This window comes from Arthrobacter sp. SAFR-044 (genome assembly GCF_059414985.1).
This window is the reverse complement of the sequence record NZ_JBPFDN010000009.1, coordinates 207193-232231: the sequence shown is the minus strand read 5'-3', so window position 1 is coordinate 232231 and position 25039 is coordinate 207193. Positions and strand designations below refer to the sequence as shown.

At 66.5% G+C, this 25039-nt stretch carries 18 protein-coding genes; 8 read left to right on the top strand and 10 right to left on the bottom strand.

Annotated features, from left to right (window positions below):
* Positions 1 to 80: 80 nt before the first annotated feature.
* On the bottom strand, positions 81 to 749 hold the full coding sequence (gene lipB, locus ACR65J_RS15430) for a lipoyl(octanoyl) transferase LipB (RefSeq protein ID WP_440170605.1): 669 nt from the start codon (positions 747 to 749) through the stop codon (positions 81 to 83).
* Positions 750 to 886: 137 nt separating this feature from the next.
* On the opposite strand from lipB, the gene ACR65J_RS15425 reads away from it, so the two are divergent.
* Entirely contained in the window at positions 887 to 2569 is a 1683-nt protein-coding gene (locus ACR65J_RS15425) for a serine/threonine-protein kinase (protein WP_440170602.1), read from the top strand.
* Between the two features lie 38 nt (positions 2570 to 2607).
* On the opposite strand, the gene ACR65J_RS15420 is transcribed toward ACR65J_RS15425, so the two are convergent.
* Positions 2608 to 3510 (bottom strand): TIGR01777 family oxidoreductase, encoded by a 903-nt coding sequence (locus ACR65J_RS15420; RefSeq protein ID WP_440170600.1) that lies wholly within the window; start codon positions 3508 to 3510, stop codon positions 2608 to 2610.
* A gap of 74 nt (positions 3511 to 3584) precedes the next feature.
* Here ACR65J_RS15420 and ACR65J_RS15415 point away from each other — a divergent pair, with 74 nt between their 5' ends.
* Positions 3585 to 7127 carry a S41 family peptidase gene (locus ACR65J_RS15415; protein ID WP_440170597.1) on the top strand — a complete coding sequence of 1181 codons (3543 nt, stop codon included), beginning with the start codon at positions 3585 to 3587 and terminating at the stop codon, positions 7125 to 7127.
* Positions 7128 to 7208: 81 nt separating this feature from the next.
* On the opposite strand, the gene ACR65J_RS15410 is transcribed toward ACR65J_RS15415, so the two are convergent.
* The 5 genes from ACR65J_RS15410 to ACR65J_RS15390 all read right to left on the bottom strand — a co-directional run bounded on the left by ACR65J_RS15410 (position 7209) and on the right by ACR65J_RS15390 (position 13310).
* Positions 7209 to 7637, bottom strand: a complete 429-nt coding sequence (locus ACR65J_RS15410; protein ID WP_440170596.1) for an OsmC family protein — start codon at positions 7635 to 7637, stop codon at positions 7209 to 7211.
* 137 nt (positions 7638 to 7774) lie between these two features.
* A complete protein-coding gene (locus ACR65J_RS15405; RefSeq protein ID WP_440170594.1) occupies positions 7775 to 8128 on the bottom strand; it encodes a hypothetical protein in 354 nt (117 codons plus the stop codon).
* 147 nt (positions 8129 to 8275) lie between these two features.
* Positions 8276 to 10036, bottom strand: a complete 1761-nt coding sequence (sucB, locus tag ACR65J_RS15400; RefSeq protein ID WP_440170592.1) for a 2-oxoglutarate dehydrogenase, E2 component, dihydrolipoamide succinyltransferase — start codon at positions 10034 to 10036, stop codon at positions 8276 to 8278.
* 114 nt (positions 10037 to 10150) lie between these two features.
* Positions 10151 to 11533, bottom strand: coding sequence for a dihydrolipoyl dehydrogenase (lpdA, locus tag ACR65J_RS15395; protein ID WP_440170589.1), 1383 nt, complete (start codon positions 11531 to 11533; stop codon positions 10151 to 10153).
* Positions 11534 to 11786: 253 nt separating this feature from the next.
* Positions 11787 to 13310 carry a leucyl aminopeptidase gene (locus ACR65J_RS15390; protein WP_440170586.1) on the bottom strand — a complete coding sequence of 508 codons (1524 nt, stop codon included), beginning with the start codon at positions 13308 to 13310 and terminating at the stop codon, positions 11787 to 11789.
* A gap of 256 nt (positions 13311 to 13566) precedes the next feature.
* On the opposite strand from ACR65J_RS15390, the gene ACR65J_RS15385 reads away from it, so the two are divergent.
* From ACR65J_RS15385 to ACR65J_RS15370, 4 genes are all read left to right on the top strand, one after another.
* Positions 13567 to 14505, top strand: a complete 939-nt coding sequence (locus ACR65J_RS15385) for a proteasome assembly chaperone family protein (protein ID WP_440170584.1) — start codon at positions 13567 to 13569, stop codon at positions 14503 to 14505.
* Positions 14506 to 14556: 51 nt separating this feature from the next.
* Positions 14557 to 15903: an MFS transporter gene (locus ACR65J_RS15380; protein WP_440170582.1), complete on the top strand. Its 1347-nt coding sequence runs from the start codon at positions 14557 to 14559 to the stop codon at positions 15901 to 15903.
* A 111-nt stretch (positions 15904 to 16014) separates the two neighbouring features.
* Complete coding sequence (locus tag ACR65J_RS15375; protein ID WP_440170579.1) at positions 16015 to 17352, top strand: DUF4192 domain-containing protein; 1338 nt, start codon at positions 16015 to 16017, stop codon at positions 17350 to 17352.
* 243 nt (positions 17353 to 17595) lie between these two features.
* The gene (locus tag ACR65J_RS15370; protein ID WP_440170576.1) at positions 17596 to 18912 is read left to right on the top strand and encodes an RNA polymerase sigma factor; all 1317 of its coding nucleotides are present in this window, start codon (positions 17596 to 17598) and stop codon (positions 18910 to 18912) included.
* 240 nt (positions 18913 to 19152) lie between these two features.
* On the opposite strand, the gene ACR65J_RS15365 is transcribed toward ACR65J_RS15370, so the two are convergent.
* Positions 19153 to 19374, bottom strand: a complete 222-nt coding sequence (locus ACR65J_RS15365) for a DUF7455 domain-containing protein (protein WP_306633037.1) — start codon at positions 19372 to 19374, stop codon at positions 19153 to 19155.
* Between the two features lie 256 nt (positions 19375 to 19630).
* Here ACR65J_RS15365 and ACR65J_RS15360 point away from each other — a divergent pair, with 256 nt between their 5' ends.
* On the top strand, positions 19631 to 21739 hold the full coding sequence (locus ACR65J_RS15360) for a DNA gyrase/topoisomerase IV subunit B (RefSeq protein WP_440170572.1): 2109 nt from the start codon (positions 19631 to 19633) through the stop codon (positions 21737 to 21739).
* 41 nt (positions 21740 to 21780) lie between these two features.
* Here the strand turns inward: ACR65J_RS15360 and ACR65J_RS15355 are convergent, their stop codons facing one another.
* Both ACR65J_RS15355 and ACR65J_RS15350 read right to left on the bottom strand, forming a co-directional pair.
* Entirely contained in the window at positions 21781 to 22773 is a 993-nt protein-coding gene (locus ACR65J_RS15355) for a M56 family metallopeptidase (RefSeq protein WP_440170570.1), read from the bottom strand.
* A 6-nt stretch (positions 22774 to 22779) separates the two neighbouring features.
* On the bottom strand, positions 22780 to 23163 hold the full coding sequence (locus ACR65J_RS15350; RefSeq protein WP_440170568.1) for a BlaI/MecI/CopY family transcriptional regulator: 384 nt from the start codon (positions 23161 to 23163) through the stop codon (positions 22780 to 22782).
* Between the two features lie 259 nt (positions 23164 to 23422).
* Here ACR65J_RS15350 and ACR65J_RS15345 point away from each other — a divergent pair, with 259 nt between their 5' ends.
* The gene (locus ACR65J_RS15345; RefSeq protein WP_440170566.1) at positions 23423 to 25021 is read left to right on the top strand and encodes a cytochrome ubiquinol oxidase subunit I; all 1599 of its coding nucleotides are present in this window, start codon (positions 23423 to 23425) and stop codon (positions 25019 to 25021) included.
* Positions 25022 to 25039 lie beyond the last annotated feature (18 nt).

The following is a 25039-nucleotide window of genomic DNA, read 5'->3' as shown; positions in this document are numbered from 1 at the left end:
CCACTCGGGCTTGCGCTCCACCGGGACCGCAGCGTTGCGCTGCTCGATCCGCAGCATCTTCCGGCCTTCAGGTGCCAATGTCACAGTAGAGCTCCTTCAGGGCTCGAAACCAATGCTTCTTCATGCTTGCGGAATTCCGCCACGAACCGGTCCGCAATGTCCGCGGGCCGGATGTCCTTGCCCGTTTCCAGGGACATGGTGGTTACTCCGGCGTCGGTGATGCCGCAGGCAATGATCTGGCCGTACGCTGCCAGGTCGTTGCTGCAGTTGATGGCGACGCCGTGCATGGTAACGCCGTTCAGGACGCGGATGCCGATAGCTGCAATCTTGCGGTCGGGGCCTTTGGAATCGGCCTTGATCCACACACCCGCGCGGCCCTTGATGCGTTCGGCGTTAATGCCGTAGTCGGCCATCACGGTGATCATGATCTCTTCAAGGCGCTCCACGTAGTCCCTGATTCCGGAGCGGTTCTTCAGCTTCAGGATGGGGTACGCAACCAGCTGTCCGGGGCCATGCCAGGTAAGTTTGCCGCCGCGGTCCACCGCGACAACCGGCGTACCGTCAAAGGGCCGCTCGTGGTCCTCGGTGAGCTTGCCTGCCGTATATACAGCGGCATGCTCCAAAAGAAGGACTGTGCTGGGCGCACTTCCGGCGACAACTTTGTCATGGAGTTCGCGCTGGGCATCCCAGCCGTCCATGTAATCAACGAAGTCGGGGGCAAGACCCAGCTGTGAAAACTCAAGAGTCATGGCATCCAGCTTAGACCCCGCAGCCGAACCGGCCCGGTTTAGTGTCCAAGCTCACCGCGCGCACTCTTTGTGACTGCGCCCGCCACGGGCTGTGGATAACTTCTGCAGCAAGGCCGGAACTCGGCTAGACATGGACCATGGACGATGCACAGGCACCTGAGGTTCCCGGTTACGACGTCGGCCGGCTGCTGGGGAGGGGCGGCAGCGCGGACGTGTGGCTGGCAAGGGAACAACGGACGGGCCGGGAATGCGCCGTGAAGTGCTTCCGTGCCAGCGGAAGCAGGAGGCGCAGCGGCACGACCATCACCGGCGACGACGTGCGGCGGGAGATCCGCATCCTGTCCGTCCTTGACCACCAGCACCTGATCAGGGCCCACGAGGCGGTGGAGGGGACGGAACCCTGCAGCGGCACAGCCTTGATCATGGATTATGCTCCCGGCGGGTCCCTGGCGCAGTTGGTGTCCGCCCGCGGCAGCCTCAGCGTGGGGGAGACGGTCACAGTCCTGACGCCCATCGCGCAGGCACTGGCTTACCTGCACGGCAAAGGCTTCACGCACTCCGACGTCTCGCCGGGAAACGTCCTGTTTACCGGCCAGGGAAAACCGATGCTGTCGGACCTGGGCGTCGCCAGGATGCTCGGCGACCCGGGCGGCAGGACCGTGGGAACGGGCGGTTTCCTGGACCCCGCCCCGGTGGACGCCGTCCGTGCAGGCCTCCAGCCGGAACGCGACGTGTACTCGCTGGCGGCCCTCGGGTGGTACTGCCTCACGGGGGAAGCGCCCGGGCGCACGGCAGACCGCCCGCCCCTGCCGCTCCTGGTTCCCGGCGTTCCCAAAGACCTTGCGGCTGCACTGGAGGCAGGCTTGAACGACGAGCGGCGGCTGCGGCCTGATGCGCTGGCGCTGGCTACTGCTGTTTACCGCAGCGCAGAACCACACCCCGTGGACCTCTCCGATGCCGTCCATCCCACTGTCCTGCCCGAGCTGATGACGCGGCGACAGGTTCCCGCTGCGGGGAAGGGCAGCGGACTGCGAATGAAACTCCAGGGGTTGCGCCGCCGGGCGGCGTCATCCCGCTGGCCCGGACGGCCTGCACCGGCACGGCTGTCACAGGCGCGGAACGAGGCGCCATCACCGGCGCGGGACAGAACCTGGCCAGGGGCGAAAGCCGCGGGGGAGTCCCGGGGAAAACACGTGGATGGCCCCATTGGTGGCCAGGTTCGGCGGGTGCTCCTGCGGTCCGTCCTGCCGCTCATTGCCGCGGCGGCGGCAGTGGTGTGGTGGGTGTCATCGTCCGCGGGGGACAGCACGCGGCATGTGGGTGGTGCAAACGGGCTGCCACCGCTGTCTGCGCCCTCGCCCTCGGCCGCAGTCAGTGCCGGTGGAGGGGCAGGAGCTGCGGTACCCGTTGACGTTGCGCGGCTCCAGGCCGCAGCAGTTGATCCCGTGGCAGCTGCGCAGGGGCTGGCGGCGCTGCGGGACTACGCTTTCAGCACCGGGGGCGTGGAACTCCTGGCAGACGTGAACGCCCCCGGGTCATCGGCAGCCGCCGCGGACCAGCGTATCGCCCGCCAGTTCGCCGCCTCCGGCCAGCGCCTCGCCGGATTCACCACCACGCTTTCAGAGCTGGCTTCGGAAGACGGCGCCACCGACGTCCATGCCGTGGTGCGGGCAGTGTCCGCTACCTCCGGATACCGGATGGTGGACGCGGCTGGCACGGTGCTGGCCACGGGGACACCCACCCGGCCGCAGGTACTTCGGCTGGTCCTGGTGTCCGTGGATGGACAGTGGCGGGTGAGTGACATCCTGCCGGGCCCGTAAACAGGCACACCGGCTGTTGTCCGATTCCCTGCGCACGGCTAGGAGGTGCCGGTCTTTCCGGCCACCCAGCGTGCAGCGTCTGCCAGGTGCCCGTGCTGCCACTGGAACCCGGCAGCCGCCAGGACAGCAGGCTCCATCCGCTGGCTCCCAAGCAGCAGTTCCTCGGCCAAACCGGGCATCACGGTGCGCAGCACGGGGGCAGGAACCCGCAGCACGGCAGGCCGGTGCAGCGCGTGGGCCAGCGCCGCCACGATGGTGTTCACGTCCGCCTGCTCAGGGGCAGCCACATTGACCGGGCCGGAGACCGGGGAGCCCAGGAGGAACAGGAACGCGGCCGATACGTCGGGAAGCGTCACCCAGGGCCAGAACTGCCGGCCGTTTCCGAATGGACCGCCCACACCCAGGCGCAGCAGCGGGAGCAGCTTGCCCAGCGCTCCACCGGAACGGCTGAACACCACCCCGGTACGGGGCGTCACCACCCGCACTCCCGGCGGCGCCATCAGAGCCGCCTGCTCCCATTCCAGGCAGATCTGCGCCAGCGTCCCGGAGCCTGCCGGAGCGTCCTCGCGCAGGACAGTGTTGCCGGCATCACCGTAGTAGTTGGCACCTGACTGGCTGATGAAGGTGGCTGGTGGCGTATCGGCCCGTGCCATGGCCTGCACCAGCGTCCTGGTTGGTCCCAGCCGTGAACTGAACAACTCCGCCACGCGCCTCCGGGTCCACGGCCGGTCACCGATGCCGGCGCCGGAGAGGTTCACCACCGCGTCGACACCGGCAAAAACACCGGGATCGAGGACACCTGCCGCCGGGTCCCAGCGGACTTCGGCGGCGCTTGCCGGGGGCCTGCGGACCAGCGTCACCACCGAGTGGGCGGCACGGCGGAATGCTGCGGACATGTAAGTACCGATAAGCCCGGAGGCGCCGGCCATGACAATGTGCATGGGTCCATCTCACCACGGCAGCCCGGGCCGTGTAGCTCCCGTGGGGCGGGGTAGCAGTTGACTATGATCGAACGATGACCTCTTCGAGCTACTTCCGTTTCCCGCATTTGCATGGTGATCTGGTCACTTTCGTGGCCGAGGATGACGTGTGGATTGCGCCCCTGGGCGGCGGCCGGGCCTGGCGTGTCTCGTCGCTCCAGCTCCCTGCCCGCAACCCGCGCTTCACGCCCGACGGTAAGCGCCTGGTGTGGACCGTCGTGCAGGGAACGGCACCGGAGGTGGTCTCCGCACAGGTCGACGGCGGCGGGTACCGGCAGCTCACCTATTTCGGCCACAGCAGCACTAAGGTCAAGGGATTCACCACCGGGGGCTCCGTGGTGGTCACCAGTGCCTTCCGCCAGGCCGAAAGCCGGCACACTCACGCCTACAGTGTTCCCCTCGAGGGCGGCTGGGCCCAGGAGCTTCCCTACGGGCCGGTTGAGTCCGTTGCCTTCGGTCCCGAGGTAGGCGATGAACGCCCTGTAGTGCTGGCAAGCGTACTGTCCCGCGAACCGGCATGGTGGAAGCGGTACCGCGGCGGAACGGCAGGGAAATTGTGGATCGACCGCGACGGCAACGGTGAGTTCGAACGCCTGCTCCCGGACCTCGACGGCAACCTCACCGATCCCCTCTGGGTGGAGGGCCGGATCGCGTTCCTGTCAGACCATGAGGGCTACGGCAACCTGTACTCGGTCCTGCCCAGCGGTAAGGACCTGCGCCGGCACACCGACCACCAGGACTTCTACGTCCGGCATGCAGCCACTGACGGCAAGCGGGTCATCTTTGAATCCGCAGGGGAACTCTGGGTCCTCCATGACCTGGGCTCGGACGCGGTAAAGCTGGACATCACCCTCGGCTCCGCCTCACAGACCAGGCGCCCCGCATTGCTCGACGCCGTCAAGCACCTGGGGGCGGTGGCGCCGGATATGGCCGGCGCCGCCAGTGCCGTTGAATCCCACGGCACCATCCACTGGCTGCGGCACAAAGACGGTCCATCCCGCATCATCGAGGCCACCCCGGGCGTCCGCGGCCGGCTGCCCAGGCCGCTCGGGGACGGCCGCATCGCCTACATTGCCGACCACGACGGCGTGGAAGCCCTGCACATCAAGGACATCGCCGCTCCCGTTCCGCACACCGCAGCGCAGCTGGATCCGCAGTCCGGCAGCGTCCCGGCCGCCGTCGCGGGCGCTCCTTCCAACCCTCCCGCGAATGCTTCCGCGGAGGCGGCAACCGGCGGGGAGGACACTGACGCAGTCAGCCTTCCCCGGCCTGTTCCCGCGTCCAGTGGCAAGCCCGCGGGAGCCGCGGCACACGTACCCTCGGATGAGGAGCAGCAGGCCGACGTGGCGCCCACGGATGCAGCTCCCGCCCCGGCTGCCCAGGCAACCCCGGCGGAAGCAGGCATCACCGTACCGACGCCGTCCCGTGCCAGTTCCCTGGAGGCAAGTCCCGACGGCCGCTGGGTTGCCCTGGGAACATCGTTCGGCGACGTATACATACTGGACACCCGCAGCGGCGCCCTCAGCCAGGTGGCCAGCATCGGGGAAGGGAGCATTTCCGAACTCGCTTGGTCGGCGGACTCGCGCTGGCTGGCCTGGTCGGAGCCCGTCACCTCCTTTGGTTCGCGCAGCCGGCTGCGCCTGGCCACCGTGGACCGGCTCGACGCCGAGCCGGTGGACGTTACCGACGGCCGCTTCCGCGACGCGTCGCCTGCGTTCACCCCGGACGGCAAATTCCTCGCCTTCCTGTCCAACCGCAGCTTCGACCCCGTGTACGACGGACATTCGTTCGATCTCTCCTTCCCCAGCCCCATCAAGCCCTACCTGGTGGCACTCGCGGCTGAGACGCCGTCGCCCTTTGGCCCGTCGGTTGATCCCGCGGGCGCGGAGCTGGATACCGGCACGGACGCGAAGTCCACGGATGCAGCCGAGGCAGGGGAAAGCCCCGTGCCTGCGGTCAAGGTGGATGCGGAGGGCCTGGCCCACCGCGTGATCGGTGTCCCCGTGCCACAGGGCAACTACAGTTCACTGAAGACGGTTGACGGTGCGCTCCTCTGGCTCGACTCCGTCCTGGCAGGCGTGACCGGCGACGGGAAGGCCAGCCAGGAGGACAAGGACGCCCGTCCCAGCCTGGTCCGGTACGACATCACCCGGCGCAAGCAGGCCACCCTGGTGGATGCTGTGGACAGCTACCGCCTCTCCGGCGATCGCAGCAAGGTGGTGGTGGTTGCCGACAAGCAGGTCACCGTGGTTCCGTCGGACGCCAAGGCGGACGAGGAATCGGGCAAGGTGGTCAAGGTGGACCTGGGCCGGATCCGTGTCCTGATGGACCCGCTCAGCGTCTGGGGACAGGCATTTGACGAAGCCTGGCGGCTGCAGCGCGACTTCTTCTGGACCGAGGACATGGCCGGCCAGGACTGGGAATCCATCCACGCCCGCTACCGTCCCCTGGTGGATCGGCTGGGCTCCCACGATGACCTGGTGGACCTGCTGTGGGAACTGCACGGCGAACTCGGAACGTCCCACGCGTACGTGCGCCCCGCCGCGGTCACCGAGCGCGGCAGCCGCGGACAGGGCAGGCTCGGCGCCGACCTCTCGCACACCGCGCGGGGCTGGGAAATCACCCGCATCCTGGCGGGCGAGTCCTCTGACCCGCTGGCCACCTCCCCGCTCACCCGGCCGGGCGTCGGTGCCAAGGCGGGGGACGTCCTGCTGGCCGTCGACGGCGTCCCGCTCTCCGAAAACGTAACCCCTGCCATGCAGCTGGTGGGAGCCGCCGGCCGCGCTGTGGAACTCACCCTCCTCAACGGTCCCGGACACGGCGGCGCTGAAGGCACCCAGCGCCGGGTCGCCGTCGTCCCTGTCAAGGATGAGGAGCGCCTGCGGTACCAGGAATGGGTGGCGGGCAACCGGCGGACCGTCCGCGAGGCCTCCAACGGAACCTTCGGCTACCTGCACATTCCCGACATGATGGCCAACGGCTGGGCCCAGCTCCACCGGGACCTGGACACGGAAACCGCATTTGATGGACTGATCGTCGATGTCCGCCGCAACCGCGGGGGCCACACATCACAGCTTGTGGCTGAGCTCATCGGCCGCAAGGTCACGGGGTGGAGCATGCCGCGCGGGGAGAAGCCCCGCACCTACCCCCACCACGCGCCGAGGGGGCCAGTCATCATCCTGGCGGATGAATTTGCCGGCTCAGACGGCGACATCATCACCCAGGTGTCAAAGCTGCGGGGCATCGGGCCGGTGATCGGAACGCGCACGTGGGGCGGCGTTGTCGGCATCGACAACCGGTTTGCGCTGGCGGACGGCACCGGCGTCACCCAGCCCCGCTATGCGAACTGGTTCAGCGGCGGCGTTGGCTGGAGCGTGGAGAACTACGGAGTTGATCCGGATATCGAGGTGGCGTACCCGCCGCATGCCTATGCTGCCGGACGTGATCCCCAGTTGGAGTACGGCATTGGGGCACTGAAGGAAATGATCCAGGAACTGCCGACTGACCGGCCGCCGGCCCGCTCCGGCTACCGCAAGGTGCTGCCCGCTCCGCTTCCGGCCCGAAGGCACGAAGGCTAGCGCCACCAGGAACAACAAAGGCCCTGCCTTTCCGGGATTCCGGAAAGGCAGGGCCTTTGGCGTTTGGCGCGGCGGTGTGGCCTAGGACTGCAGCGTGGCGTCGAGGGTGATCTCGATGCCGGCCAGGGCCTGGGACACGGGGCAACCCTTCTTCGCGGCCTCGGCAATGCGCTGGAAGTCTTCCTGCGAGATGCCGGGGATCCGGGCGTTCAGGGTGAGGTGGCTGCCGGTGATCCCGGTTCCGGGCTGGAAGCCAACCTCCGATTTGGTGTTGACCTCTTCCGGCGTGAAGCCCGCCTGGCTGAGTTCGTGGCTGAAAGCCATGGAGAAGCAGGCCGAGTGCGCGGCGGCGATCAGCTCTTCCGGGCTGGTCTTTCCGCCGGCAGCCTCGGTGCGCGCCTTCCAGGTGACATCGAAGGTGCCCAGGCCGGAGCTGTCCAGGGTGGTGTTGCCCGAGCCTTCGGTCAGGCTTCCGGTCCATACGGTGTGGGCGTTGCGTGTTGTAGCCATGTCTCTCCTCAACGTCGATTCGGTCCGGGTCCGGCAGCATGGCCGGGCCCACCGCTCCCCATCCTAGGGATCCGGCCCATGACTTGCACGGATAATCCGCTCTCAGAGCATTATGACCGGCTGTCCGGCCTGGGAAGTTACTGCCAGAGGGTGGCGATGGCGATGTTGACCAGGGCCAGGCCACCGACGCTGTGGGCGAGGCCGGTGGAGACGGGCTGGCCGTTCTTGACCTTGCGCGTTCCGATCACGGCCAGGACGGCCACCACGATGGCGATGACGAACTTGATGCCCAGTTTGGCGTAGTTGGGATCCGAATCGGGCAGGAACGGAAGGATGCCCATCATGGCAATGCCGGTGAGGAGCTGCAGGAAGGCGCCATCACGCTGGCGCGGATGTACGGTGGGGGTCCGCATCGTGGCGATCCAGTAGCCCACAATCATGGCCGCGCCCACCACGTGCAGGAATACCAGGATGTTAAAGAGGATAGTCATGGCTCCAGCTTAGCCAGTCTGTTCTACGGCCCGTAGCAAAGCCACGCTGGGCATCCCTGCCGGCTGCCCGTTAAACCGCGACGGCGGCGCGCGCCGCCGGTGGTCATCCCACCGTTGGCGCCCGCCGCCGTCGTTCGTGGCTGGCTGTTACAGCCCCAGGTCCGCTTCGAACGCGCCTTCTTCGAGGCGTGCCTTCAGGGTCTGGAGGAACCGGCCTGCGTCAGCACCGTCCACCAGGCGGTGGTCGTACGTCAGGGACAGGTACATCATGGAGCGGATGGCGATCGAGTCGTCACCGTTTTCGTCAGCAACCACAACGGGGCGCTTGACGATGGCACCGGTACCGAGGATGCCCACCTGCGGCTGGTTGATGATCGGGGTATCGAACAGGGCGCCCACCGAACCGATGTTGGTGATGCTGAACGTGCCGCCGGACAGTTCGTCCGGACCGATCTTGCCGTCGCGGGTACGGGAGGCAACATCGGCGATCTTGCCGGCCAGGCCGGCGAGGTTCAGGTTGCCGGCGTCGGCGATGACCGGAACCAGCAGGCCCTTGTCGGTGTCGACGGCGATCGCCAGGTGCTCGGCGTTGTGGTAGGTGATTTCCTGCTTGTCCTCGTCGTACGCAGCGTTGAGCTTGGGGTGCTGCTTGAGGGCTTCGGCTACTGCCTTGGCGATGAAGGGCAGGAAGGTCAGCTTGGTGCCGTTCTGGGCCTGGAACGAGTTCTTGGCCTTGAGGCGGAGCTTGGCCACCTTGGTCATGTCCACTTCGTGCACCTGCGTGAGCTGGGTGGAGACCTCGAGGGACTCGCGCATGCGGCGGGCGATGACCTGGCGGATGCGGGGAGCCTTCTGGGTGGTTCCGCGCAGCGAGGAGGCGGCTGCACCCGACGCGGCGGGGGCCGAAGCGGCGGGGGCTGCGGCCGGAGCCGCGGCGGGAGCGGCCTTGGCTTCAGCGGCGGCTATCACATCCTGCTTGCGGATGCGGCCGCCAACACCGGTGCCGGACAGAGAGGAAATGTCCACGCCATGCTGGTTGGCCAGCTTGCGGACCAGGGGAGTGACGTAGCCGGATTCCGAACCTGCGGCCGGTGCGGCTTCCTGGGCTGCCGGAGCAGGAGCCTGGGCAGCCTGCGACGCGGCCGGTGCAGCCTGCTCAGGAGCCTGCTGGGCGGGAACGGCCTGGGCGGGCGCGGTCTGCGCGGGAGCGGACTCTGCCGGTGCGGGCTTGGGGGCTTCCTGCTGGGGAGCTGCGGGCGCAGCCTGCGGAGCCGCGGCAGCGGGGGCGCCGGAGCCGATGACGGCGAGCACGGAACCAACCTCGGCGGTCTCGTCCTCGTTGACGCGGATTTCCTGCAGGGTGCCGGCAACGGGGGACGGGATCTCGGTGTCCACCTTGTCGGTGGAAACCTCGAGCAGGGGTTCGTCGACCTCGACGGCGTCGCCCACGGCCTTGAGCCAGCGGGTGACGGTGCCTTCAGTGACGCTCTCGCCCAGTGCGGGGAGGGTTACTTCGTGGCTCTCGCCGCCGGCAGCCGGGGCTTCCTGGGCCGGGGCTTCCTGTGAAGGCGCCGCTTCAGCGGGGGCTTCCTGAGCGGGAGCAGCCGCAGGTGCCTCTTCGGCGGGAGCGGCAGCGGGAGCTTCTTCGGCCGGCGCGGAGCCGCCGCCGGAGCCGTCGCCGATGCGCACCAGCGGTGCGCCTACCTCGGCGGTCTCATCTTCAGCGACCAGGATTTCTTCAATCACGCCAGCTACAGGAGAGGGGATTTCAGTGTCTACTTTGTCGGTGGAGACTTCGAGCAGCGGCTCGTCCACCTCTACCCGGTCACCTACCTGCTTGAGCCAGCGGGTGACGGTTCCTTCGGTGACACTCTCACCGAGGGCGGGCAAGTTAACGGATTCAGACATGTCGTCCCCGTTCTCCTTATTGATCTTTAGTGCGAATGATTGCTGCCTTGTTGGAAGCCTAGTGCACCCGGTCTGTACGGCCGGGTGCACCGGGCCTGGTAATGCTGGGGGGAACTAGCCGTGCAGCGGCTTGCCGGCCAGCGCCAGGTGCGCTTCGCCGAGGGCTTCGTTCTGGGTGGGGTGGGCGTGCAGCAACTGCGCCACGTCTTCCGGGTAGGCTTCCCAGTTCACGATCAGCTGGGCCTCGCCCACCTGCTCGCCCATGCGGGCACCGATCATGTGGACGCCCACCACGGGGCCGTCCTTCTGGCGGACCAGCTTGACCAGGCCGGAGGTGCCCAGGATGGAGCTCTTGCCGTTGCCGGCCAGGTTGTATTCCTGGGTCTGGACCTGGTCGTCGCCGAACTTTTCCTTGGCAGCCTTCTCGGTGTAGCCGACGGTAGCGATTTCGGGTTCGGAGTAGGTGACCTTCGGGATGTTGATGTCCTCGACCACCACAGGCTTCAGGCCGGCGATTTCCTCGGCCACGAAGATGCCCTGCTGGTAGCCGCGGTGGGCCAGCTGTACGCCGGGGACGATGTCGCCGACGGCGTAGATGTTGCCGACGCCGGTGTGGAGGCGCTCGTTGGTGATGACGAAGCCGCGGTCGATGGTGACGCCGGCTTCCTCGTAGCCCAGGTTGGCCGTGACGGGGCCGCGGCCGACGGCGACCAGCAGCAGGTCCGCTTCGAACGTCTTGCCGTCCACCAGGGTGACCTTGACGCCGTCGTTATTCTGCTCCACGCCCTGGAAGAAGATGCCGGTGGAGAACTTGATGCCGCGCTTCTTGAAGGCACGCTCGAAGTTCTTGACGATGGTGGCGTCCTCGTTGGGAACGAGGGAGGGCAGGCCTTCGACGATGGTGACGTCCACGCCGAATGACTTCCAGACCGAGGCGAATTCGACGCCGATGACGCCGCCGCCCAGGATGATGGCGCTCTTGGGGATGTAGTCCATGGTCAGCGCCTGGTCGGAGGTGATGACCTTGCCGCCGATTTCGAGGCCCGGAAGGGTGCGCGAGTAGGAACCGGTGGCCAGGACGATGTTCTTGCCCTTGTACGCCGTGCCGTTCACTACGACGGTGTCGGTGCCCTGCAGCTTGCCTTCACCCTCGATGACGGTGATGCCCTTGGACTTGATGAGACCCTGCAGGCCCTTGTACTTGCCGGCGATGATGCCGTCCTTGTACGCGTTGACGGCATTGATGTCGATGCCGTCGAGGGTGACATTCACGCCGTACTTGGCGGAATCACGGGCGTGGTCGGCCAGCTCTGCGGAGTGCAGCAGGGCCTTGGTGGGGATGCAGCCGTTGTGGAGGCAGGTGCCGCCCAGCTTGCCCTTCTCCACGAGGCCGACGGTGAGGCCGAGTTGTACCGCCCGCAGCGCTGCAGCGTATCCGCCGCTGCCGCCACCGAGTACCAGGATGTCGAATTCTTGCGCAGTTGCCTGATCGGCCACTAAAACGCTCCCTCGCGTGAACGATGACGCGATCAGCGCGCATCATCTGGTCTTGGAACTTGCACTGCCGTGATTATGTCAGCAGGGCAACCCTCTTGCATTTGTGACTACCGTGGTTCACCTTAGCGAACCACCTATCCATGCTCCACCTTGGCGTTGCGTTTGTGGAGCGCTTGTGTCCAGTGTCACGCGGCTCTGTGGCACAGGGATCACCTGTGCCCAGAGCCGCGTGGTACCGGGGCTGCAGCCGTTCCTAGGCAGCGGCCAGGATGTCCTCCACGTAGGCAACCAGGGTACGCACGGTGCATCCGGTGCCCTGCTTGTGGGTGTAGCCGTAAGGGCTGCCGTTATTAAAGGACGGTCCTGCGATGTCGATGTGCGCCCAGGGGATCTGTTCGCCTGCCTTGTCCTTACCCACGAACTCGCGCAGGAACACGGCGGCGGTCATCATGCCGCCGTGCCGTTCGCCGATGTTGGCCAGGTCCGCCACCTGTGAATCGAGGGTGGGGCGCAGTTCCTCGGGCAGGGGCATGGGCCAGACCAGTTCACCGGCACGGTCAGCCGCTGCCTTGAGCGCACCTGTGACACTGTCCGATCCCATGATTCCTGCGGTGCGGTTGCCCAGCGCGATCAGTTGCGCACCGGTGAGGGTGGCGACGTCGATGATGGCGTCCGGGTATTCGCGGCTGGCAGCGACGATGCCGTCGGCCATGACCAGCCGGCCTTCGGCGTCGGTATTAAGGACTTCCACGGTCTTGCCGCCGAACATGGTCAGGACGTCAGCAGGGCGTGAGGCGCCACCGCCGGGCATGTTCTCCGCGATGCAGAGCCACGCGGTGGCCTTGACCGGCAGGCCCAGTCCGGCGAGGGCCAGGACAGTGTTAAGGACGACGGCGGCGCCCGCCATGTCGCTCTTCATGTCGCCCATGTTCAGGGCCGGCTTGATGGAGATGCCGCCGGTGTCGAAGGTGATGCCCTTGCCGACGAGGGCGATCTTGGCGGTGGCCTTGGCGGGGGAGTACTCGACCTTGACCAGGCGCGGCTGGCGCGTGGAGCCCTTGCCCACGCCCATGATGCCGCCATAGCCTTCCTTTTCAAGGCGCTTCTCGTCCCAGACGGTTACCTTGACGGGCAGGCCTTTGGCCAGGTCCTTGGCTGCCTCCGCAAAGGATTCTGGGTACAGGTGGCTGGGCGGCGTGTTGACGAGGGAACGGGTGTGGTTCACGGCCCTGGCCACCAGCCCGGCACGCTTCAGGCCCGCGTCCAGGTCCGCGCTGCCGGCCAGGCCGGTGAAGATCACGGCATTGCGGACAGGATCCTTGAGTCCGTCCGCGGAGGATCGGAACTCGGTGAAGGAATACGCACCCAGCGCGGCGCCTTCGGCGACGGCCGTGACGTCCTGCACCGTCGCCGTCGGAAACGCCAGGGTGACCGTGGCCAGGCCGGCCAGCTGCCGGACGGCCGATCCTGCAGCCCTGCGGAGTGCCTCACCCGTAAGCGCCCCCGTGGCAGGAACCTTGCCGACGCCGGCGAGGACCAGGATGCCGGCGCCGGTTTCCGGCAGGCCCGGCAGGCGGACCAGTTGGTCGGCAGCGCCGGTTACCCCCAGTGCGCTGAGGGAGTCTGCGAGTGCCTCGGCGGACTTCGCCGTCAGCGGGTTGTCCAACAGGACGGGGCCATCGGTTCCCTGCCCCACCCCGATGACCACGGCGTCGCTGGGGCTCTTCTTCAGGTCCCGAGAGACGGTACTAAGGTTGACTTCAGTATTCTTGACCACAGGGATGAGTCCTCAATTCTCGAAACGTTCGGGCAGGGATGCATGTTGGGCGCTCTGCCATGCTGGTCCGGATCCGCCCGTTCTGGACGGTCACCGGGTGGGTGCAAGCCCGCCTGGCAGGCCAGTTCCGATCGTAGTCCTTCCCCGGTGCCGCAGGAGAATTTCCTGAGAGGTGCGCCACACCGGCCGGTGGAATGCCGCGTGCCCTTGCAGCGTTATGAATGATGTCCACCCGCACCCCTGAAAGGAACATGCCGTGCTTGAACGGATTTCCGGCTCCCTGCTGGACCCCGACGCGCTCTATGCCAGCAACATCGAGCTGTTCCACAGCCCCGAACTCCAGGGGCTGAACATGGTCATGGGTTTCACCGGGTTTGCCGACGCAGGCCACGTGGTGAAGCAGATTAACTCCGAGCTGCTGGACTCCCTTGATGCCCAGCCGGTGGCAGTCTTCGATGCCGACCAGCTGATCGACTACCGGTCCCGGCGGCCGCACCTGAGCTTTGTCGAAGACCACATCCAGGACTACCAGGAGCCCCGGCTGGCCCTGTACCGGCTGGTGGACGGGCTGGGTAAGCCGTTCCTCCTCCTGGCCGGCTTCGAACCTGACCTGCAATGGGAACGGTTCGCCCGCGCCGTGGTGAACATCGTGGAGAAACTGGACGTCAACCTGGTCACCTGGATCCACTCGATTCCCATGCCGGTGCCGCACACCCGGCCTGTGGGCGTGACCGTGCACGGCAACCGGCCTGAACTGATCGAGGGCATTTCGGTATGGAAGCCCACCGTCGAAGTTCCTGCCGCCGTGGGCCACATCCTGGAGCTGCGCCTCGTGGAGGCCGGACGCAACGTTGCCGGGTACGTCATCCATGTCCCGCACTACCTGGCTGAGGCTGAATACCCGACCGCCGCCGTCGCCGGCCTGGAATACCTGGGCGCCGCCACGTCCCTCATGCTGCCCACCGACCGGCTCCGCGAATCGGGCCGTGAGGTCAGCCGCCAGATTGCCGAGCAGATCGAGGCGTCCGAAGAAGTCCAGCAGGTGGTGTCCCGCCTCGAAACCCGGTACGACGAAAAGTCGGACGGCATCGTGCGCCGGTCGCTCCTGGCCAACGAGAACGATGAGCTTCCCGACGCCGACGACCTCGGCGCCGCCGTGGAGGCCTACCTTGCGCGGGAGAACCCGGGGCAGTAGCGCTGGTCACAACTTCCGGGAAACCGGCGTCCCGCCGGGCATAATGAAGTGGTGACTGCACCCCGCGCCTGGCTTATCTGGACCATTGGAATTTTCGGGTACCTGGTGGCCGTGGCGCAGCGCACCTCGTTCGGTGTGGTGGGACTTGAGGCGACAGAGCGGTTCCACGCCAGCGCGTCCGCCATCTCCTTCTTCACAGTCCTGCAGCTGCTGGTCTACGCCGGCCTCCAAATTCCCGTGGGCGTGCTGGTGGACAGGTTCGGATCGCGGGCCATGATTGCCGGCGGCGCCGTCCTGATGGGACTCGGGCAGCTGCAGCTGGCCTTTGCAGAAAGCATTCCCGGGGGAGTCCTGGGCCGCGTCCTGGTGGGCGCGGGCGATGCCATGACCTTCATCTCGGTGATCCGGCTCATTCCGCTGTGGTTCGCTCCCGCCCGGGTACCCCTGGTCACCCAGTTAACGGGCATGTCCGGCCAGTTGGGGCAGCTGTTCAGTGTCCTGCCCTTCGCGCTGGTCCTCCACCTCGCGGGATGGACCCCCGCCTTCCTGATGCTGGCAGGGATGTCCGCGCTCGCCGTCGTACTCGTCGTCTTGCTGTTGCAGGACGCTCCGCCGGGCACCGAACGGCCGCATGCACGGCAGGGGCTCCGGGCCACCGGGGCGTCGCTGGCCCGGGCATGGCGCCAGCCCGGCACCCGGCTGGGAATGTGGAGCCACTTCACCATCCAGTTCTCCGGCACCGTATTTGCCATGACCTGGGGCTATCCATTCCTGATTTCCGGCCAGGGCCTGGATGCCGGAACCGTCGCCGCCCTGATGGCGCTGTACGTCGCCGCCGCGATGGCGGTTGGCCCCTTCATTGGGCGCTTCGTTTCACGGCACCCGCTGCGCCGTTCCACCATGGTGCTGCTGATCGCCGCCGGCACCGCCGCGGCCTGGGCGGCGGTGCTGCTGTTGCCCGGCCGGGCTCCGCTGTGGCTGCTGGCCGGCCTGGTGGTGGTGCTCGCAATCGGCGGCCCAGGCTCGATGATCGGTTTCGACTTCGCCCGCACCTTCAACCCTGCGCACCGGATCGGCACCGCCACCGGGATCGTCAATGTTGGCGGCTTCATTGCCGCCCTCGTGTCCATCTTCCTGATCGGCCTGGTGCTGGACGTCCTCTACGCTTCCGGTTTCTCGCAGGGGGTGCTGTACGGGCTGGATCCCTTCCGGCTGGCCCTGAGCGTCCAGTTCCTGCTCCTGGCCTTCGGCGCCGCCGCGATCCTGGCCTCCCGGCGAAAGGTGCGCCGGCAGATGGCCGACCAGGGGATCGTGGTGCCGCCACTGCGCAGCGCCCTGGCCCGGCAGCGCCGGGAAAGCCTGGCCCGCCGTCGCCAGACGACGCCCACCGACGACTGACTACTCCTGCACAGGCCCGTGTGGCGCGGGTTTGGCTGCCGGTTGGCGGACTTTTCCACTTAGGCCAAGGACGCCCTTCTGCGGGGTTGGGTCCGGGCGAATGCTGGAGCAATGACAGCTTCAGAACGATTAACAGTCCGCGGGCCGGAAGACATCCTTGGCTTCATCCCCCACTCCCTGGGTTACTGGCCTGAATCCAGCCTGGTGGCCATGACGCTGCACGGCACCAGGCTCGGGGCCACGTTGCGGCTCGACCTCCCGGGACCGGACATACAGGCAGACCCGGCAGGGTTCGCCCGTGCCGTCCGCCGCTACCTTGAGTCTGACCAGGAGGCAGACGGCGCGTTGCTGGCAGTGTTCACCAGCGACGCCGGCATGCTTCCGCCGTCCGACTACGACCGTTTGATTTCGGCGGTGCAGTCCGCCCTGGCCCAGGGCGGGATGCCGGTCCGCGATGCCTGGTTTGTGGGCGGCGAATACTGGCGCGACGCATTCTGCGCTGATCCTTCCTGTTGCCCGCTTCCAGGTAGGCCCGTGCAGCAGATCACGGACAGCATGTTGAATACGGAGATGGTGTACAGGGGCAGCAGCGTTGGCCCGGCTCCCAAGACAGGCCGCGGTCCGGCAACAGCCGTCCCCGCCATGCACCTGGCCGCCGTCCTGGAGGCGCAGAAAGGCTGGGAGGAAGAGCTTGCCGGACGGTCCGGATCCAGGGCACAGTTCGATGCCGTGCTCGACTTCTGGGAGATGCTGTTGGACAGGACGCCGGCACGGCCATGGATGGCGGATGTTGAGCGCGACGCCTTCCTCCGTGCCACGCTGCTCTGTCCCACCTGGCGCGACGCGGTACTGGTGATGGCAGCGGCAGGCCGGAACGCTGCGGAGGCCGGAGCCGAGCAGTTCGGCGTCCTTCACGACGGGGGTGGGGACTCCAGCGGGGTCTCCGTGGTGCCGCTGCCGCTGTTGCCTCCGGCGGACTTCGCGGGCCGCCAACCGCGGAGGGGAAGCAGAAGGTCCGGTGCGGCGGGGCAGGCTGCGGCCCGTCCACGGGAGTTGCGCCTGCTGCGGGGAACCGCGGCCGCTTCCGGCTCTGTGCCTGCGGGCTACGGCGAGGTCCTCATGGGGCTGGCGCCGGACGTTCCCGACTGGGAGGGCCTGGACGCGCTGGACCGGGTTCTTGGCCAATTGGCTGTGCTGGGCGGTGGCGCAGCGGCCGCGGCGCTGACGCTTCAGGGCTGGGTTGCGTGGTGCCGGGGCCGCGGATCCTACTCTGCCGCTTACCTGGACCAGGCTCTTGAACTTGAGCCGGGCTACCGGCTCGCGGAACTGCTGCTGGACCTCGTGGGCAGGGGAACACTCTGTGGCTGGGCGGCCCGGAAGGACGCGGCATGGCAGAAGTTCGGGGAGGAAAGCGCGGGGGAGAAGGCAACAGGGAAGGAAGGTTTGTGAGCGGATGGCGGCGGGAGAGGCCGGATTCCGGCAAATCATGAGACAATGGATGCCGAGACCCGGTTGGGTCCGTGTACCGAGTGCTTGTCAGCGTCCCGCAAGGGAACATTACAGCCACTCCGGGAGTTGTCTTAAGTGACTCTGCCGGCCGTGGTGGCGCTCGGTTTTCATCACGGACTTGACAGGGTCATAGTGGTGTTGCCCGTATGGTGATTCCACAGACCACCGCTAGAAAGGTTTTCTGTGACCCCGTCTTCCACGAAGAAGGATTCCGCCGCCCAGGATGTCTTGTCCCCTGAGGAGAAGCAGGCCGCGACCAATGCCAAGCGGGCAGCCACGCGGGCAGCCAACAAGGCTTCGGCCGGGGAGGCTGCAGCGGACGGCAAGCGCGAGCCCAAAAAGCGTGGGCCCAAGCCCGGCGCCAAGGCTGCAGCAGCGGCCGCAGGAAAGTCCGGTGACGTTGACCCGGACGAGGTCGAAGAAGTCGAGGAAGACATCGACGACAACGACATCGTCCTCGAAGGCGCGGAAGCAGTTGAGGATGCCGACGCTGAACCCGTCAAGGGTGCCGCCGGCAGCGGCAAGGGCTTCGTCTACTCCGATGCAGACGACGACGACGCCCCCGTGCAGCAGGTCATGTCTGCAGGTGCCACGGCCGACCCCGTCAAGGACTACCTGAAGCAGATCGGCAAGGTGGCACTGCTCAACGCTGAGCAGGAAGTGGACCTTGCGCTGCGCATCGAAGCCGGGCTGTTTGCCGAGGAGAAGATCGCCGCTGACGACGGGTCCATGGATCCGAAGTACAAGCGTGAACTCGAATTCATCATCCACGACGGCAAGCGCGCCAAGAACCACCTGCTGGAGGCCAACCTTCGCCTTGTGGTCTCGCTGGCCAAGCGCTACACCGGCCGCGGCATGCTGTTCCTGGACCTGATCCAGGAAGGCAACCTGGGCCTCATCCGCGCCGTTGAGAAGTTCGACTACACCAAGGGCTTCAAGTTCTCCACCTACGCCACCTGGTGGATCCGCCAGGCCATCACCCGCGCCATGGCCGACCAGGCCCGCACCATCCGTATCCCGGTGCACATGGTTGAGGTCATCAACAAGCTGGCACGCGTCCAGCGCCAGATGCTGCAGGACCTGGGCCGCGAGCCCACGCCCGAGGAACTGGCACTGGAACTGGACATGACCCCTGAGAAGGTTGTCGAGGTCCAGAAGTACGGCCGCGAACCCATTTCGCTGCACACCCCCCTCGGCGAGGACGGCGATTCCGAGTTCGGCGACCTGATCGAGGACTCTGAGGCCGTTGTCCCGGCTGATGCCGTGAGCTTCACCCTCCTCCAGGAGCAGCTGCACTCGGTGCTGGATACCCTCTCCGAGCGCGAAGCCGGCGTGGTTGCCATGCGGTTTGGCCTCACGGACGGCCAGCCGAAGACTTTAGACGAAATCGGAAAGGTCTACGGCGTCACCCGCGAGCGGATCCGCCAGATCGAATCGAAGACCATGTCCAAGCTCCGCCACCCCTCCAGGTCGCAGGTGCTGCGGGACTACCTGGACTAAGTCGTCTGCAGGGTTGAACAGGGGTCGTCCCGGATCCACCGAAAAGGGTGGGTTCGGGACGGCCCCTGTTGTCGTCGGGTCCATTGTCTTGTCGGGTCCATTGTCTTCAAGTTCCCCCCGGGAAGGTTTCCGCAGTCCGCGGGGGCGGGGCAGGATCAGCCCTGATGCGGGTCCTTAAACGCCTGCGGGACCCTTCCGTGTGGAAGAGCCCCGCAGGATTCGTTGTTACCGATGCCTCATCTAGTCGATTTCAACGGCAGCTTTCTCGTGAAGCTTTCCCGTCTCGTCGTGCCAGTCGGAGCTCAACGGCTTGAGCGTCGACTCGACTGCACGGGCGTGGTGGCCGCAGAACAGCAGTTCACCGCCGGAGGACTCGAGTACAACCCGGACATATGCCTGAGCTCCGCAACGGTCGCACCGGTCCAGTGCATTCAGCGTGCGGTCTGCCACTGCTGTTGTCATATCGGCCTCCTTAGTAGATCAGTACATCTATATAACCAGCATTCGTATCCAAACCATCGCAAGGATGGGGCAAGTTCGCTGTGCGCGTATCCGCAAGGTTCGGTCAAGAACTCCACAGTTCCGCCCGTCACCCGGGTTCGTGGCGCGCCGCACACCGGTCCGCGGGTGTGGCAGGCGGCCGGGACCGCTGCCGCCGACTACCCTAGAAGGTGCGGTCCCAGCGCCGCGCCGTCGTCCCTGAAGGAGTTCATCACCAGTGGCACCCAGCTCTGAGTACACCGCCCGGCACCTCTCCGTCCTGGAGGGCCTCGAAGCCGTCCGCAAACGCCCGGGCATGTACATCGGCTCGACCGACTCGCGCGGCCTCATGCACTGCCTCTGGGAAATCATCGACAACTCCGTGGACGAGGCCCTGGCCGGGTTCGGCCATGACATCAAGATCATCCTGCACGCCGACAACTCCGTGGAGATCCACGACGACGGCCGCGGAATTCCCGTCGACAAGGAACCCAAGACGGGGCTCACCGGCGTCGAAGTTGTCTTCACCAAGCTCCACGCCGGCGGCAAGTTCGGCGGCGGCTCCTACACAGCCTCGGGCGGCCTGCACGGCGTGGGCGCTTCCGTGGTCAACGCCCTGTCCTCGCGGCTGGACGTGGAGGTGGACCGGGGCGGCAAGACCTACAAGATGTCCTTCCGCCGCGGTGAACCCGGCCGCTTCAAAGACACCGGTTCCCGCCTGGATCCGGCAGCACCGTTCACGCCCTTCGTCAACGACTCCGTACTGGACGTGGTGGGCAAAGCCAAGCGCGGCGTCACCGGGACGAGGATCCGTTACTGGGCGGACCGGCAGATCTTCACCCCAGACGCAAAATTCTCCTACGAGGACCTCGCGGCCCGTGCCCGCCAGACTTCCTTCCTGGTGCCCGGACTCAAGCTCACGGTGCGGGACGAGCGCAGGGTCCCCGGGACGCCGGGTGAAGCCGGCCCCCACGAGGAGGTCTTCCACCACGACGGCGGCATTTCAGAATTCGTCGAGTTCCTTGCAGCGGACCCGGCCGTCACCGACGTCTGGCGGCTGCACGGGTCAGGGAAGTTCAAGGAGACGGTCCCGGTCCTCGACGAACGGGGGCACAGCCAGCTGGCCGAAGTAGAGCGTGACTGCGAGGTGGACGTGGCGCTCCGCTGGGGGATCGGCTACGACAGCACCGTACGGAGCTTCGTCAACATCATCGCCACCCCGAAGGGCGGTACGCACCAGTCGGGGTTCGAACAGGCCCTGATCAAGACTTTCCGCAAAGCCGTCGAGACCAACGCCCGCAAGCTCAAGGCCGGCAACGACAAGATCGAAAAGGACGACATCTTCGCCGGCCTGACCGCAGTGCTGACGGTCCGGCTCGCTGAACCGCAGTTCGAAGGCCAGACCAAGGAAATCCTGGGCACCAGCGCGGTCCGCGCCATCGTGGCCAAGGTGGTGGAGCGCGAAATTTCCGCCAAGCTGTCCGCCAGCAACCGGAACGACAAGGCCCAGTCGGCGCTGCTGCTGGAAAAGATCGTCAACGAGATGAAGTCGCGCATCTCGGCCCGCGTGCACAAGGAAACCCAGCGGCGCAAGAACGCGCTGGAAACCTCCTCGATGCCCACCAAGCTGGCCGACTGCCGGACGGACGACGTCGAACGCTCCGAACTGTTCATCGTGGAAGGTGATTCCGCGCTGGGCACGGCCAAGCTGGCCCGCTCCTCGGACTTCCAGGCGCTGCTGCCCATCCGCGGCAAGATCCTCAACGTCCAGAAGGCCTCGGTGGGGGACATGCTCTCCAACGCCGAGTGTGCAGCCCTGATCCAGGTGGTCGGCGCGGGTTCCGGCCGCAGCTTCGACATCAGCGCCGCCCGCTACGGGAAGGTGATCCTCATGACCGACGCCGACGTGGACGGCGCCCACATCCGCACGCTGCTGCTGACCCTTTTCTTCCGCTACATGCGGCCCATGATCCTCGAAGGCAGGGTATTTGCCGCGGTGCCGCCGCTGCACCGCGTGGAGGTCATCAATGCCGGCCAGAAGGCCAACGAGATGATCTATACCTACTCGGAGGCCGAACTCCACGTGCTGCTGGCCCGATTGGCCAAGGAGGGCAAGCGGTACAAGGAGCCCATCCAGCGGTACAAGGGGCTGGGGGAAATGGACGCCGAGCAGCTGGCCGAGACCACCATGGACCCGCGGCACCGGACCCTGCGCAAGGTGGGAATCGAAAACGCGCAGCAGGCAGAAGAGATTTTCGACCTGCTGATGGGCTCGGATGTGTCCCCGCGCAAGGACTTCATCATCGCCGGCGCGTCCAGCCTGGACCGGGAGCGCATCGACGCCTGATTGCCGCCGGCGCCAGCCCAGCAGCCCGATTGCCGCCGGCGTCAGCCGAGCAGTCCGGGAACCACGAGCAATGCCGTGGGCAGGGCAAGCAGCAGGACGCAGCCGGCCATGACCGCACTGCGGACGGCGGCAGGAAGCTGGGGCTGCGGCGTCAGGAGGCGGCTGACCCTCGAGGCCGCGGTCCTCACGGCATCCGATCCCGGGCCGCCCGCTGCTGCCTCGAGCCCGGACAGGGCCAGGGCGGGGGTGGAGGGCCGGATGTCGCCGGTGCCCGCGCTGGCTGCGGAGCCGCTGGCCACGATGGCGATGGCCTTGATGAGGGTTGCTTTGCTCTCGGTCCGGAGGGCGACGTCGTCGGCCAGCATTTCGATGAGCGAGTTCACCGATTCCTGCGCAAGCCGGGTGGTGGGAAGCCAGGGGAGGGCCTGCCGCCAGGCTGCGAAGGCCCAGAGCAGCAGGTGGTGCCGCTGGCTCAGGTGGGCGTTCTCGTGGATCAGGACGGCACGCAGTTCGGCTGGTTCAAGGGCCGCCATGAGGCCGTCCGACAGGACGGTCACCGACCGGGCGCCGCCCGGAAGGCAGTAGGCGACAGGGGAGTCGTGGCTGATGACGAGGGTTCCGGCGTCCTGGCCGGATGGGGAGGCCAGGAGGGCGAGCAGTTCGCGGTGCCGGCGACGCTGCCGCTGGATTTTGTAGTACGTCAGCAGCAGCGTGAACACCAGGTGGGCCGTGAGCAGGGCGGCGGCAGACAGGGCAAAAATATGCCAGAACCCCAGTGCCGTGGTGGGGGCGTTGAAAAGCACCATGCCGGCAAGGGCGCGCAGCCCCGCGATGAGGTTGTCACCAACAGGTTCCAGGCCGTAGACCAGCATGGCGCCGATCATGGAGAGGCCACCTGCCAAGGCGATCGCCTGCCATAAGAGCATCGCCGTGAATGGCGACCTGGCCGGCCATTGTGCCCGCGACAGGAGGATCGGCACCGGCCAGGCCAGGATAATCGCAAGGACCGCCAGCAGGTATGAGGCCCAGAACATGGTGTGCTAGAGGTGGCCCAGCAGTTTGCGCAGCGTCTCGGCTTCACCTTCGGAGACTGACCCGATGAAGCGGGCCAGGACGGCCTCACGGTCCGGGGCTGAACCCAGGACCTCATGCATCAGTTCAGCGGTGTGGTCTGCGCGGCTGGACACCGCCTGGTAACGGTGCGGGCGGGTTCCGCGTTCGCGTTCCACCAGCCCCTTCTTCTCCAGGCGGGAAAGTACGGTAAGTACTGTCGTGACGGCCAGTTCCTTGCCTTCGTGGCCCGGCCCGCCCTGTGCAGTCGACGTGCGCGCCAACTGGTCCCTCAGGGTGTTGGCCGTAGCCGCTTCGTGGCCCGCCCAGAGCAGGTCCATCACTGCCCGTTCCAGTTCACCAAGACTAGCCATTTCACTTTTCCTTTATTTCCCCGCACCATGCGCCTGGGCGCCCGGTGACGTCACGCGGTTGTTCAACTACACCACTAAATTTACCCCGAAACCGCCGAACCTTCTACATCGGGTAGAACATCTGGCGCGCCGCGCCCCCGTGGGCGATCCTAGGGGAGGGTAATTGGTTTTCATCCGCCGCCGACCATGTTCTACACTTTGTAGAAGTTACAGTTCTACGGAGCGTAGAAAACTGCATTGGCTAACAGTAGGGACTGCCATGGACGCCTTGGAAATCGCACGCTGGCAATTCGGTATCACCACGGTCTACCACTTCATGATGGTGCCGCTGACCATCGGCCTGGGCCTGGTGGTGGCCGTTATCCAGACGGCCTGGTACCGCACCGGCAAGCCCGAGTACCTGCGCATGACCAAGTTCTGGGGGAAGCTCTTCCTCATCAACTTCATCATGGGCGTCGCCACGGGCATCGTGCAGGAGTTCCAGTTCGGCATGGCCTGGAGCGAGTACAGCCGCTTCGTGGGTGACGTCTTCGGCGCACCGCTGGCCCTCGAGGCCCTCCTCGCCTTCTTTGTCGAGTCCACTTTCCTGGGCCTGTGGATCTTCGGCTGGAAGCAGCTCAAGCCCGCCATCCACCTTGCCTGCCTGTGGGTGGCCGTCATTGGATCAGCGCTTTCCGCTTACTTCATCATCGTCGCCAACAGCTGGATGCAGCACCCGGTGGGCGTGGAAATGATCAACGGCCGGCCCGTCATGACCGACGCCTGGGCCGTCTTCACCAACAACACCGCCCTCGTTGCCGTCCCGCACACCCTCTTCGGCGCCCTCGCCGTGGCAGGCGGCTTCCTCCTGGGCATCGCCTGGTACCACCTGTGGCGGAGGCGGCACGACGGCGTTGACACCGTGGGTGCCGACGGCCGGGTCATCCCGGGTGAAGACGCCCGGATCCCGGGCCGGGACCTTGCCGACCACAAGGTGTGGATCCGGTCCCTGCGCATCGGCGCCGTGGTGGCCATGATCTCGTTCGCCGGCACCGCCGTCACCGGTGACCTGCAGGGCAAGCTCATGTTCCAGCAGCAGCCCATGAAGATGGCCGCGGCGGAGGCTGCCTGCCACGACGGCACGGGCTTCTCCGTCCTGAGCATCGGCAACGTGGGATCCAAGAACTGCGACGACGTGGTGGCCGTGATCGAAGTTCCGGGCATCCTGTCCTTCCTGGCAAAGGGCGACTTCACCACCGAGGTCCAGGGCGTCAACAGCCTGCTGCCCGAATACAAGGCCAACTACGGAACCCACCTGCCGGACAACCCGATCTACGGTGACCGGGCCGGCCAGGAAATCCAGTACGTGCCCGTCATGGAAGTCACCTACTGGGGCTTCCGGATGATGATCGGCTTCGGCGGCCTCGCCGCGCTGGCGGCATTGGTGGCACTCTGGCTTACCCGCAAGGGCACGGTCCCGGAATCCCGGTGGCTCATGCGCCTGGCCGTCTTCGGCATCCTGGCCCCCTTCGGCGCCAACGCCGCCGGCTGGATCTTCACCGAGATGGGCCGGCAGCCGTTCGTGGTGGCGCCCAACCCCGATCCCAGCGGCATCGACCAGGTATTCATGTTCACCGCGGCCGCCGTCTCACCGGGCGTCTCCGCCGGCGAGCTGATTGCCTCGCTGGTGGCCCTGACCGCCGTCTACGCCGTCCTGCTGGTGGTGGAGGTGAAGCTGCTGGTCACGTACATCCGCGGCGGCGTGGTGTCCGCGATGCCGGAACTGGGCCACGCGCCGGCGGACGAGAACGAGGATGAAACACCCGGCGGCAGCGGGGACACCAAACCGGCCGACGACGTCCTGGCCTTCGCCTACTAACCGCACCCGCAGACCGAG

What these genes read in the sequence shown, in the direction of transcription:
- lipB (WP_440170605.1), bottom strand. Translation starts at nt 749, where the DNA reads ATGACTCTTGAGTTTTCACAGCTGGGTCTTGCCCCCGACTTCGTTGAT.
- ACR65J_RS15425 (WP_440170602.1), top strand. Translation starts at nt 887, where the DNA reads ATGGACGATGCACAGGCACCTGAGGTTCCCGGTTACGACGTCGGCCGG.
- ACR65J_RS15420 (WP_440170600.1), bottom strand. Translation starts at nt 3,510, where the DNA reads ATGCACATTGTCATGGCCGGCGCCTCCGGGCTTATCGGTACTTACATG.
- ACR65J_RS15415 (WP_440170597.1), top strand. Translation starts at nt 3,585, where the DNA reads ATGACCTCTTCGAGCTACTTCCGTTTCCCGCATTTGCATGGTGATCTG.
- ACR65J_RS15410 (WP_440170596.1), bottom strand. Translation starts at nt 7,637, where the DNA reads ATGGCTACAACACGCAACGCCCACACCGTATGGACCGGAAGCCTGACC.
- ACR65J_RS15405 (WP_440170594.1), bottom strand. Translation starts at nt 8,128, where the DNA reads ATGACTATCCTCTTTAACATCCTGGTATTCCTGCACGTGGTGGGCGCG.
- sucB (WP_440170592.1), bottom strand. Translation starts at nt 10,036, where the DNA reads ATGTCTGAATCCGTTAACTTGCCCGCCCTCGGTGAGAGTGTCACCGAA.
- ACR65J_RS15375 (WP_440170579.1), top strand. Translation starts at nt 16,015, where the DNA reads ATGACAGCTTCAGAACGATTAACAGTCCGCGGGCCGGAAGACATCCTT.
- ACR65J_RS15365 (WP_306633037.1), bottom strand. Translation starts at nt 19,374, where the DNA reads ATGACAACAGCAGTGGCAGACCGCACGCTGAATGCACTGGACCGGTGC.
- ACR65J_RS15355 (WP_440170570.1), bottom strand. Translation starts at nt 22,773, where the DNA reads ATGTTCTGGGCCTCATACCTGCTGGCGGTCCTTGCGATTATCCTGGCC.
- ACR65J_RS15350 (WP_440170568.1), bottom strand. Translation starts at nt 23,163, where the DNA reads ATGGCTAGTCTTGGTGAACTGGAACGGGCAGTGATGGACCTGCTCTGG.
- ACR65J_RS15345 (WP_440170566.1), top strand. Translation starts at nt 23,423, where the DNA reads ATGGACGCCTTGGAAATCGCACGCTGGCAATTCGGTATCACCACGGTC.